This is a genomic window from uncultured Arthrobacter sp. (genome assembly GCF_902805515.1).
Lineage (GTDB): Bacteria > Actinomycetota > Actinomycetes > Actinomycetales > Micrococcaceae > Arthrobacter_D.
In genome coordinates this window covers 320-11203 of sequence record NZ_CADCTE010000088.1, presented here as the reverse complement: position 1 = coordinate 11203, position 10884 = coordinate 320, and the positions used below count along the sequence as shown (strand labels likewise).

10 protein-coding genes are annotated in these 10884 nt (G+C 68.7%); 3 read left to right on the top strand and 7 right to left on the bottom strand.

What is annotated here, in order from left to right; genetic code table 11:
* Positions 1-123: 123 nt before the first annotated feature.
* The 5 genes from QZX79_RS07695 to QZX79_RS07675 all read right to left on the bottom strand — a co-directional run bounded on the left by QZX79_RS07695 (position 124) and on the right by QZX79_RS07675 (position 6394).
* A complete protein-coding gene (locus QZX79_RS07695) occupies positions 124-891 on the bottom strand; it encodes an ABC transporter permease (protein WP_294567100.1) in 768 nt (255 codons plus the stop codon).
* A complete protein-coding gene (locus tag QZX79_RS07690; RefSeq protein ID WP_294567096.1) occupies positions 888-1886 on the bottom strand; it encodes an ABC transporter ATP-binding protein in 999 nt (332 codons plus the stop codon). Before QZX79_RS07690 ends, QZX79_RS07695 begins: the two co-directional genes overlap by 4 nt.
* Entirely contained in the window at positions 1879-2526 is a 648-nt protein-coding gene (locus QZX79_RS07685) for an ABC transporter permease (protein ID WP_294567093.1), read from the bottom strand. Before QZX79_RS07685 ends, QZX79_RS07690 begins: the two co-directional genes overlap by 8 nt.
* Entirely contained in the window at positions 2501-3412 is a 912-nt protein-coding gene (locus tag QZX79_RS07680; RefSeq protein WP_294567089.1) for an IclR family transcriptional regulator, read from the bottom strand. Before QZX79_RS07680 ends, QZX79_RS07685 begins: the two co-directional genes overlap by 26 nt.
* A gap of 102 nt (positions 3413-3514) precedes the next feature.
* Positions 3515-6394 (bottom strand): FAD-binding and (Fe-S)-binding domain-containing protein, encoded by a 2880-nt coding sequence (locus QZX79_RS07675; protein ID WP_294567087.1) that lies wholly within the window; start codon positions 6392-6394, stop codon positions 3515-3517.
* A gap of 37 nt (positions 6395-6431) precedes the next feature.
* On the opposite strand from QZX79_RS07675, the gene QZX79_RS07670 reads away from it, so the two are divergent.
* A complete protein-coding gene (locus tag QZX79_RS07670; RefSeq protein WP_294567084.1) occupies positions 6432-7163 on the top strand; it encodes a GntR family transcriptional regulator in 732 nt (243 codons plus the stop codon).
* 208 nt (positions 7164-7371) lie between these two features.
* A complete protein-coding gene (locus QZX79_RS07665) occupies positions 7372-7914 on the top strand; it encodes a hypothetical protein (protein WP_294567079.1) in 543 nt (180 codons plus the stop codon).
* Positions 7915-7923: 9 nt separating this feature from the next.
* Here QZX79_RS07665 and QZX79_RS07660 read toward each other — a convergent pair whose 3' ends face one another.
* The gene (locus QZX79_RS07660; RefSeq protein ID WP_294567074.1) at positions 7924-8301 is read right to left on the bottom strand and encodes a gamma-glutamylcyclotransferase family protein; all 378 of its coding nucleotides are present in this window, start codon (positions 8299-8301) and stop codon (positions 7924-7926) included.
* A 297-nt stretch (positions 8302-8598) separates the two neighbouring features.
* Between QZX79_RS07660 and QZX79_RS07655 the strand changes: the two genes are divergently transcribed.
* Complete coding sequence (locus QZX79_RS07655) at positions 8599-9561, top strand: aldo/keto reductase family oxidoreductase (RefSeq protein WP_294567071.1); 963 nt, start codon at positions 8599-8601, stop codon at positions 9559-9561.
* 124 nt (positions 9562-9685) lie between these two features.
* On the opposite strand, the gene QZX79_RS07650 is transcribed toward QZX79_RS07655, so the two are convergent.
* A partial coding sequence (locus tag QZX79_RS07650) for an alpha/beta hydrolase (protein WP_294567068.1) occupies positions 9686-10884 on the bottom strand: 1199 nt, incomplete at its 5' end.

The window sequence follows — 10884 nt, the reverse complement described above, 5'->3', positions numbered from 1 at the left end:
GAGACGTTGCTGGGGGGCGCATCCCCGAGGGAACAGCCCGAGAGGAGGGCGGTTCCGGTGATGACTCCGACGGCGAGCCTGGTGCGAGCGGACATGGATGTGCCTTTCGTTGACGGGATCAATTCACAGACCTTTGGGGCGCAGGCGCCGCTCGGCGAGACCGGCGAGCCAGTCCACCATGAGGGCGAGGGCGATGGTGAGCAGGCAGCCGGCGACCAGGATGGGCATGCGGTACAGCACGATGCCCCGCTCGATCAGGTCGCCGAGGCCGCCGGCGTTGGTGTAGGTGGCAAGGGTGGCGACCCCGACGTTCAGGATCAGGGAGATCCGGATGCCGGCGAGCATGACGGGAACGGCCAGTGGAAGCTCGACGGCGAACAGGATGCGCCGGGCGCTCATCCCCATGCCCCGCGCCGCATCGACGACGAACCGGTCGACCTGCTGCAGGCCCACCAGGGTGTTCCTCAGGATCGGAAGCAGTGCGTAGAGCACCAGGGCAACGACCGCCATGGAGAACCCGACCCCGTAGACCAGGGCCAGCAGCACCAGGATCCCGATCGAGGGGATGGCCTGGCCGGCGTTGGCGACGGCGAGGACGGGCCCGCGCAGGTGCCGGGCCCACGGCCGGCTGAGGGCGATGCCCGCGGGAACCCCGAGGGCGATGACGATCGCCGTGGACACTGCGACCAGCACGACGTGCTCGGAGAGTTTACGGAGCAGGATCTCCGGGGTCAGGGCCCGGGCCTCGATCGAGTCGAGTTCGGCCGTGCTGATGTAGGCGAGGGTGCCCACCACCAGGGCCACCGCGAGGGCCGGCAGGATCCAGGAGATCCGCTCGGCCGGCTCCTCCGGGAAGCTCGTGTCCCGCCGCGGGACGGTCAGCGTGCTCACCGGGAGGCCGCTTTCGTATCCTGCGAGGCGGCGAAGAGCATGTCGGATACCGACAGCTGGCCGCCGCCGGCGACGTTGACGGTGCCGGCGCCCTGGCTGAGCATCTGCTCCAGCACCGCGGCGACGCTCTCGCCGGGGGAGACGGTGAGCTCGGCGGACGCCGGTGAGGCGGCGCGCCGCTCCTGCAGCTCGCCGACCTTCAACAGGGAAAGGCGGCGGGTGGCCGCGCCCTGACCGATGAAGGAGCGGACAAAGTCATCGGCCGGGTTGGTGAGGATCTCGAGCGGTGTGGCGAACTGGGCCAGCCGCGAACCTTCGGCAAAGATGGCGATGCGGTCCCCCAGCCGGAGTGCCTCGTCGATGTCGTGGGTGACGAAGACGATGGTCTTGCGGATGCGCTGCTGAAGCTGGAGGAACTCCTCCTGCAGCCGGTCCCTGGTGATGGGGTCGATTGCGCCGAACGGTTCGTCCATCAGCATTACGGGCGGGTCCGCCGCGAGGGCCCGGGCCACGCCGACCCGCTGCTGCTGGCCGCCGGAGAGCTGTTTGGGATACCGGTCCCGGTAGCGGGACGGTTCGAGTCCGACGAGTTCGAGGAGTTCATCGACGCGCCCGGCGATCCGGCCCTTGTCCCAGCCAAGCATCCGGGGCACCAGAGCGACGTTCTGCCCGATGGACATGTGGGGGAGCAGGCCGACCTGCTGGATCACATAGCCGATATGCCGGCGGAGTTCATCGGCGTCGGAGTGCGTGACGTCCCGCCCGTCAATCCAGATCTGGCCTCCGGTCGGTTCGACGAGCCGGTTGATCATCCGCAGTGTCGTCGTCTTGCCGCAGCCCGAGGGGCCGACGAGGACGACGAATTCACCGCGGCGGATGTCCATGGTCAACGGCGCGACGGCGTCCGTGTCGGTGCCGATGTAGCGCTTGGTGACGCCGATGAGCTGGATCATTGCCTCCGCGGCGGGGGCTGGGGCTGTGCTGGGATCAGACATTGAGGCCTCGGGGTGTAGTGAGTTTTCCAAAGAGGATGAACAGGAGGTCGAGCAGGGCCGCGACGACGGCGATGGCGATCACGCCGCTCAGCGCCTCGTAGAGGGCGTTCGCGCCGCCGATGCGGGAAAGGCCCCGGAAGATCAGTTCGCCAAGGCCCGGTCCGCGCACCGCCGCACCGATGGCGGCGATCGCGACCACCATGATCGTCGCCACGCGCACCCCGTTGAGGATGATGGGCCAGGCCAGCGGCAGGCGCACCGTCAGCAGCCGGCGCCGGGAGCCCATCCCCATGCCGCGGGCCGCGTCGACGACGCCGGCGTCGACACCCGCCAGCCCGGTGACCGTATTGCGGAGGATGGGGAAGACCGCGTAGACGGTGAGGGCCAGCACCGTGGGCAGGACCCCGAGTCCGAACAGCGGAATCATCAGGCCGAACAGGGCGAACGAGGGAATGGTGAGGATGGTGCCGGTGACCGACAGGGCGGCCCTGCGGATCCGAGGCAGCCGCTCGGTGCCCAGGGCGATGATCAGGGCGACCAGGGTGGCCAGAGCCACCGACAACAGCACGACCTGCACGTGCTGCAGCAGCAGGAACAGGATCCGCTCCGCGTTCTTAGCGACGTAGTCGAGAAATCCCATGGGGTCCTTCTGGATCGGGGGCGGAGCCTGTTTCAGGCATGGGGAAAGTCCTTTCCGGCTGCTGTGGCCCGGTCGGATGTGTCGCGGGCGGGGCGGACAGGGCGCGGCTGAGGTAGGCGGCGGCCCGGCTGACGTGGCGCCCGGCGGCATCGGCGCTGTCCCTGAGCCGGTAGGAGGGGGCGGAGACGTTGAGGGCCGCGACGATGCGGCCGTGCACGTCGCGCACGGGCGCGGCAACCGCCGTGAGGTCCTCGTCGAATTCGTTAATCGCCAGCGCGTACCCCCTCGTGCGGGCGGCGGTCACCCGGTCGCCCAATTCCTCAACGCTGGTGGGCGCATTCGGGCCCGCGCCGCGCAAGAAGTTGTCCCCCAGCAGTTCGCGGATTTCCTCCGGCCGGTGATCGAACAGCAGGGCGCGGCCGGAAGAGGTGCAGGAGATTGGGGCGGTCCTGCCGACCCAGCCGGCGGCCTCGACGGCCCGGTGGGGACGTTCGGACAGGATGGTGAGCACTTCGGTGTTTCGCCGGATGCTCAGGTGTACGCACTCGCGCAGCAGACGCGTCAGCTCTCGCAGGACCGGCGGGGCTAGCAGGAGCAGGCGCTGATCCCCGGCCTGGGCGGCCACCGCGAACAGCCGCCAGCCCAGGCGGTGCCTGCCGTCGTCGCCGCGTTCCACTAGCCCGAGTTCGACGAGCGGCTTGAGCTGGCGGGACACGATCGACTTTTCCCGTCCCAGGACCCGGGAGAGTTCGGCCACGGTGAGCCCGAACGGTTCTCCGGCTCCGGGCTGGTCGACGGCACCGGCCTGCGCTGGACTACCGGACTGCGCCAGTGCCTCAAGGACAGCCACCATCTTGGCCGCCGATGTGTCCTGCGTCTCAGTCATGAGCTTCACTATGGAGGGGTGTTGCTATAAACGCAATTCAGCGTTGCGAATATTGCAACGCTTCGAGCCCCGTGGTGGCGGGATCGTGGACCCCTGCGCCCGTCAGCTGTCGGGCGTCGCACCGTCGAGAAGCTGCGCCAGGTGAATGCCCTGCCGGTCGCTGAGGTCGGTCAGCTGGGTGCGGCACGAGTATCCATCGGCGAGGATGACGGTCTCGGCGTCAGCGGAGCGGACGGCGGGGAGCAGTTGCTGTTCGGCCACCGCGACCGACACCTCGTAGTGGCCGCGCTCCACTCCAAAATTGCCCGCAAGGCCACAGCACCCGCCCAGCTCCTTCACTTGGGCGCCCGCGCGCCGAAGCAGCTGCGCATCCGGACTCCATCCCATGACCGCGTGGTGGTGGCAGTGCGGCTGAGCCACGACGGACGTGCCCTCCATCGGGGGCGGCGTCCAGCCGGGGACCGTCGCCAGCAGTTCGGCCAGGGTGTGGGTGGCCTTGGCGACGGCGCCGGCGGTGTCCTCGCCGAGGAGCTCGAGGGCGTCCGAGCGGAGCACCCCGGTGCAGGAGGGTTCAAGCCCGACGATGGGAATCCCGGCGTCGGCGAATCGCCCGAGTTCGGCGACCGTATCGCCTAAGATCCGGCGTGCCCCATCCAGCTGGCCGGTGGAGATCCAGGTGAGCCCGCAGCACAGGGCCTTATCCGGAATCCGGACCTCGAAGCCTGCCTTCTCCAGGACCCGCACGGCAGCCTGGCCCACTTCGGGCGTGAAGTAGTTGGTGAAGGAATCCGCCCACAGCAGCACCAGGGGCCGCGGTGCGGACGCCTGCTCCTTCCGGTCCCTTCCGCCAGGCAGCAGCCCGGACCCGGAAGCGGACGCCGGCCGGGCGCGGAACCAGGAGGAGAAGGTCTGGGATGCGAAGGCGGGGATGGCGCGCCGGGGATCCACGCCGGCCAGGCGCAGCCCGGTCCGGCCGATGCCCGGCAGTCGGGTGAGGGCGTTGATCAGGCCGGGGGCGAGGGAGGCAAGGCGCGCCCAGCGGGGCAGCCAGCCCAGTGAGTAATGGGAGGCCGGGCGGAGCCGTCCCCGGTAGCTTTGGTGAAGCATTTCGGCCTTGTACGCGGCCATGTCGACGCCGGTCGGGCAGTCCGAGGCGCATCCCTTGCAGGACAGGCACAGGTCAAGGGCGTCGTGGACCTCGGGGGAGCGCCAGCCGGCGCCTCCCTTGTTGATCATTTCCTGGAGGACCCGGGCGCGCCCGCGGGTCGAGTCCTTCTCCTCCCGGGTCGCGAGGTAGGACGGGCACATCACGCCGGTGCCGTCGGTGTTCTCCGCCCGGCACTTGCCTACGCCGGTGCAGCGGTGGACTGCCTGGCTGAAATCGCCGCCGTCGTGAAGATAGTTGAAGCCGAGGTTGGAGCGCAGCGGTGTGGCCTCGGCGACCCGGATGTCGGCGTCGAGCGGCCGGGGATCGACGATGACGCCCGGGTTGAGCAGGTTGTCGGGGTCGAGCACCGCCTTGACCTTCCCGAAGAGCTCGATGGCGGCGGGGGAGTACATGTAGGGCAGCAGTTCGCTGCGGGCGCGCCCGTCACCGTGCTCACCCGAGAGGGACCCGCCGTAGCGGGCCACCAGCTCGGCGGCGGCGGTCATGAAACTGCGGAAGAGGGCGGTGCCGTCGGTGCGGTCGAACGGAACGTCAAGGCGGATATGGACGCAGCCGTCCCCGAAGTGCCCGTACGGAAAACCCATGAGGTGGTGTTCGAGGAGCAGGGCGTCGAAGTCGCGAAGGTAGTCCCCGAGGCGCTCCGGGGGCACCGCCGAGTCCTCCCAGCCGGAATGGGCGGGCATGTTCGCGGGGGAGCGGCCCGCAAGACCCGCCCCGTCCTCGCGGATCTTCCACAGGGCCGCCGCGTCGGCGGGATCCGTGACCACCCGGGCCGAGAGGGCCGCTGCCGCGCTGAGGCGCCGGGCGCGGTCTGCAACCTCCAGGGGGTCTTCTCCGGCGATTTCGACGAAGAGCCAGGCGGCGCCCGCGGGGAGTTCCGGGACCGCATGGTCACCCTGCTGCGCGCGGACGACGTCGACGATGCGGGAGTCCAGCCCTTCGCAGGCGGTGGGGCGAAAGGCCATGACGTCCAACACCGCATCCCCCGCGGAGCCGATGTCGGCGAAGCCGAGGACCACCATGGTGCGGTGTGCCGCGTCCCTGACGAGGCGCACTCCTGCTTCGAGTACGACCGCCAGGGTGCCTTCGCTGCCGACCAGCGCGCGGCGCAGGTCGAACCGGTGCTCGGGAAGCAGATGCTCGAGCGCGTAGCCGGAGACCTGGCGTCCGAACCGGCCGAGTTCGGTCCGGATCGTGCCGAGTTCGCCCTGCACGAGGGCGCGGAGCGCGTCGGTCTCCGGCGTCGAGGGTGTTCCGTCCGGGCCGAGCCGCAGCCGGGTGCCCGAGCCGGTGACGACATCGAGGTGCGTCACGTTGTCGACGGTGCGCCCGTAGGCCAGGGTGCGCGAGCCGCACGCGTTGTTGCCGATCATGCCCCCGATGGTGCAGCGGGTGTGGGTCGAGGGGTCCGGCCCGAACCGCAGTCCCTGCGCCAGCGCCCGGCGCTGCAGGGAGGCGTGCACGGCGCCGGGCTGCACGACGGCGGTGCGTGTCTCCGGATCGAGGTCGAGCACCTGGTTCATGTACCGGCTGAACTCGAGGACCACGCCGCTGCCGACGGCATTGCCGGCCACCGAAGTCCCGGCCCCGCGGGAGGTGACGGGCACCCCGCGGTCGCGGCACACCTCCAGGGTGGCGAGGACGTCGTCGGCGTCCCGTGGAAAGACGACAACCGACGGCCGCACCCGGTACAGGGACCCATCGCTCGAGTAGGCGGAGCGCGTGGTCTCATCGTCGCGGACGTCCGAGATGCCCCGGCTGCGCAGGGAGGAGGCCAAGGAACGGGGGAGAGCAAGCACGGTCATGAGTAGCATGTTACATGTTAGGGCTGCGGCGTCCTAGACTCTTCTCATGTCACCGACCCCCGGACTTTCTGCCCTGGACCCCCACTCAGCATCCCTGGCGGAGCGCACCATTGTGACGCTGCGCAAGGCCGTGCTTGCCGGGGTGCTCGTGCCGGGCAGGCTCTACTCCGTTTACCAGGTGGCCGAGGACCTGGGCATTTCCCGCAGTCCCGTCCGCGAGGCGCTGCTGAGGCTCGCGGAAACCGGAATGGTCCGTTTCGAACGCAACCGCGGTTTCCGGGTCGTCCCTCCCGCACCCCACGACATCGCGGAGATCTTCTCGATCCGCCTAGCCCTCGAGGTGCCCGCCGTGCGGCGCGCCACCCTCCACGCGAGCGCCGACGAGCGTGCAGCACTTCGACGGCGCTACGAAGCGATGGAGGCGGCGGCCCACAGTGGCGACGAGCCGGCCTTTGAGGAGCACGACCAGGAACTTCATGCCCTGCTGATTGATATTGACGGCAACGCCCGCGCCGGCAGGATCGTGGCGAACCTTCGGGATGCCACCCGGCTGGCCGGTGCCTCTACGGTGGAATCAGACCGGTCGCTCCAAGAGGTCCTCATCGACCACCTTCCGATCGTCGAAGCGTTCGAGGCGGCCGACGCCGAGGCCGCCGCCTCGTCCATGGAACGCCACCTTGAGACCACCGGACGGCTCCTGCTGCGGCGTGCCCTGCGTCGGCACGGATCAACCGAGGACGAGTCCTCCATCTGGGACCGGCTGGCCGGCCGCCCCTGAGTCCACCGGGGCGTCCTGCTTGCTCTTCGGCATCGGCCGCGGAAGTTTCCTTCCCCCGCGCCGCAGAGGAAGCGCTCCGTGCCAGACTGGGCGGCGGGAGTCCGGCGAACCAGGGGGATTGATGGAGGGCACCGATGACAAGAGAACGGAGCCACCCAGCCGCTGGGTGACAGCGGCGCGGCGGGCATCCGGGGTACGGGACAACGGCATGGGGGAAGCGCTCCGGACCTACTACACCCGGTACTTTCCCGTGGGCGCGGTGCTCCTCCTGGCCCTGGGCTCTGGAGGTTCCTACCTGCTGTTCGGGGACGAACAGACGGCGTGGCAGCCGCACCTTGAGTTCGGCGTGATCCTGACGTCCACCGGGTGCCTGGCCGGGGGGCTCATCTACAACGCCAAGCGGCTGAAGCCAAAGGCGGAGCTCGGCACTGTGTCCGTGTTGCTGTCGCTCAACAAGCCCGACCAGGACTGGGTGAAACGGCAGATCGCCGGTAAGGAGGAGCCGGACCTCGAGCATCTGGCCGTGGTCCGGGCGGCGGCCGTGCAGATGCGGAAGGTGCATGCCACATGGCTCCTGATTTTGCCCTTCTATGGATACTTCATCGGCACGCTGGAAAGATGGTGGCTGGTGGTCCCCGCGTGCGCCCTGCTGTTCACGGGCGCCGTCCTCCTGGCCCGCGACTTCCGGCGGCAGGGCCGGTTCCTCTCGAGAACGGATGGGTTCCTCTCACGAACGGAAGGCCCCGGCTGAGGGCATGCCCTAGGATGCGGCCCGCCCGTCCGGCGGCGGAGCGAAGGGGTCCGCCGCAGCGGCGTAGACCCAGGCATGGAGCCCGGACTCGAGCCGCAGGAGGACCCGCTCGTAGTCGCCCACCTCATAGAGGTCGGCCGCGGCGAGTTCCTCGTCGGAGACCTCAAACACCGTTCCTTCGACGAAGTCGGCTGCTGCCGCCGAGTAGCGCAGGATGGGGTGGGACTCGGTTCCGCTCGTGGCGACCACCGCGGGGTCGGTGATGCGGAGCCACTCGATCCGGTGGTGGGGCAGGCGGTCCTCCGCGCCTGTGAGGAGGCGGCCGAAATGTGCGAGCTGGACGGCGGGCAGCCGAAGCGTTCCGTAGGAAAACAGCAACTGAACCATGCATCCCCGTTCCATTCGAACCGTCTGCGTCCCGCCGCTCGAGCCGCACGACCATGGTATCGGCCGGGGCTCCAAGAGCCGGGCCGGGGCGCTCTCTACACTCTTCCGCGGAAGGTCTTGCTGTGTGTCCGGGTGCAGGAGGCGATCAGCAGAAACACGCCCCGGTGCCTGGCGTGCCGGACGCCCGGCTTCACACCGCCACTAAGGACCAAGGGGTTTCCAGCGCCTAAACTGGGTCCTTTGAGTTGCCCGCCGTCCGGCACGGGCACCGGCCTCGCCCCGGGAAGGGATCCGCGCATGACGACGCAGGCAGCACACCAGACCAGCAGGCTCCTCTTCGGCGCCATGGGCCTCGGCGGAACCTGGACGGATGAGCCTTACGGGGAATCGGATATCGATCAGGCGGAGTCAGCCATTACGGCCGCGGTGGAGGCCGGAATCACGGTGTTTGATCACGCAGACATCTACCGCCGCGGCAAATCCGAAGCCGTCTTCGGCGAGGTTCTGCGCAGGAAGCCCGCCCTGATGAACGGCGTGACGGTGCAGACCAAATGCGGCATCGTGCTGCCTGCCGGCGACCGGGGCGGCTACTACGACCTCAGCGCCGCGAATGTCCTGGCCGCCCTCGAGGGATCCCTCCGGCGGCTGCGGGTAGATTCCGTCGAGGTCCTGCTGCTCCACCGTCCTGACCCGCTGCTCGACCCTCGGACGCTGAAGCCGGCGGTTCACTCCCTCCTGCAGGAGGGAAAAATCAAGGCGCTGGGTGTATCGAACATGTCGGCTGCGCAGATGGACTACCTGCAGACCGAACTGGACATCCCGATCGTCGTGAATCAGCTCGAGATGAGCCTGTCCAAGCGCGACTGGGTGGAAAGCTCCGTGCTGGTCAACCATCCCACCGGCGCGGGAACCAACTTCCCGCACGGGACGATTGAATGGTGCCGGCGTAACGGCACCCGGCTCCAGGCCTGGGGCGCCCTCGCACAGGGTCTGTACTCCCAGGCCCGGGAAACGCACACGCCGGCCGAAGCGCACGCTACGGATCTCGTGCGGCAGCTTGCCCAGGAGCGCAATACCAGCGCCGAGGCAATCGTCCTCGCGTGGCTCCTGAGGCACCCCGCCCGGATCGAGGCAGTGATCGGATCCACCAACCCGCAGCGGATCAAGGCGTCCGCGGACGCTCCACGGCAGGCTGAGCTGATGACGACCAGTGAATGGTATGCACTGTGGACCGCGGCCCGGGGCACGCCCCTCCCGTAGCCTCACCGAGCCCGTCAGCCGATGTAATGGCAGCCGGCAGGGGAGTGGTCAGCCACGAGCATCCCCGGTTCCGGACCCCCCGGTGACCAACCCGGTGACGGCAACGGCAAGGGCTACGGTTGCGTCAGACTCTGGTTGTCGATCGGGCAAGAATCCAGTCACCCAGGGTGTCGACCAGGTGCTTGTCCGTATCCTGCTTGAGGAGTTTCCGGTAGGAGGCGAAGCTCGCAGGCTTGGGGTCGGACCGGAGCAGATGCGTAAGACCGGCGGGCCGCTGGGTTTCGACCGGTCCGCTGACGGACTCCGCGATGATCTTCAAATCATCAGGATTCACCTGAAGATCCTTCCCGCCGGTGATCGCCAGAACCGGTGCCGTAATGCGGGGGAGGAGCGTTGCCGGGTCGAAGGCAAGCAGGTCACGCTGCCAGCGCGCGTTGATGGTCCTGCCCTGAACGCGCAGTGTATCCGTGTCGGTGGAGCGGAGCTTTGCCACGGACTTCCGCTGCTGCTTGACGAGATCGATGCGCAGCAGCTTCGTGATGGCGCCTGCCACCGGTGGCAGAGTCCGCGCCAACTGATGGGTCTGCCATTCCATGGTTTCCGCACCAAGGGTTCCGGGGGAAGCCAGGAGGATGACGCCGGCCAACCGGTCGTTATCGGCGGCCAGGAGTTCGGCGATCATTGCTCCTTCACTGTGCCCAATGAGGAAGATCGGCAGCCCGCTCGCCGGAGCTGACCCACGGAGCCACTGAAGTGCCGCTGAGGCATCGGCATGGTTTTCGGCGAATCCAGCGTGGAGGTAGGACCCGGAGGAACGCCCGACGCCGCGCTTGTCGTACCGCACCGAGGCGATGCCCCGTGCAGCAAGGGCATGAGCGAGGTGGCGGCTGGCCCCGTGGGGGAACCGGCGGTGGTCGGCGTCGCGGTTGATGTCGCCGGAGCCGGGCAGCAGCAGTACCTGGGCCATGGTTTGGCCGGCCGGCCGCGTGTAGGTTCCGGCCAGAACCACGTCACCGGAGGCGAACGTGACGTCCGATTCAGAATGCTCGATGTTGGGAGCGACGGCGAGCAGCTCGACTGCGAGTTCAGGTGCGGTGTCGGTCCCGACGACCAGGCCGGAGTAGGCTTCCCCGCGCAGTCCCAGCACGATGGCCCGTTCGTTGTTTCTCGCAGCGACCAGCAGTTTGCGTCCACGGGACCGCCACGTGCCTACTCGGAAGAGGCGGGGAATGGCCAGCCCCGGCGAGCGGATTCCCTTGGCGGCCGCGAAAGGGTCATCCGTCACGGCGATCGAGGTGATTGACGCGATGGGCACAACCACCA

Coding starts and splice junctions, on each gene's coding strand:
- QZX79_RS07690 (WP_294567096.1), bottom strand. CDS start 1,886: ATGTCTGATCCCAGCACAGCCCCAGCCCCCGCCGCGGAGGCAATGATC.
- QZX79_RS07685 (WP_294567093.1), bottom strand. CDS start 2,526: ATGGGATTTCTCGACTACGTCGCTAAGAACGCGGAGCGGATCCTGTTC.
- QZX79_RS07680 (WP_294567089.1), bottom strand. CDS start 3,412: ATGACTGAGACGCAGGACACATCGGCGGCCAAGATGGTGGCTGTCCTT.
- QZX79_RS07675 (WP_294567087.1), bottom strand. CDS start 6,394: ATGCTACTCATGACCGTGCTTGCTCTCCCCCGTTCCTTGGCCTCCTCC.
- QZX79_RS07670 (WP_294567084.1), top strand. CDS start 6,432: ATGTCACCGACCCCCGGACTTTCTGCCCTGGACCCCCACTCAGCATCC.
- QZX79_RS07665 (WP_294567079.1), top strand. CDS start 7,372: ATGGGGGAAGCGCTCCGGACCTACTACACCCGGTACTTTCCCGTGGGC.
- QZX79_RS07660 (WP_294567074.1), bottom strand. CDS start 8,301: ATGGTTCAGTTGCTGTTTTCCTACGGAACGCTTCGGCTGCCCGCCGTC.
- QZX79_RS07655 (WP_294567071.1), top strand. CDS start 8,599: ATGACGACGCAGGCAGCACACCAGACCAGCAGGCTCCTCTTCGGCGCC.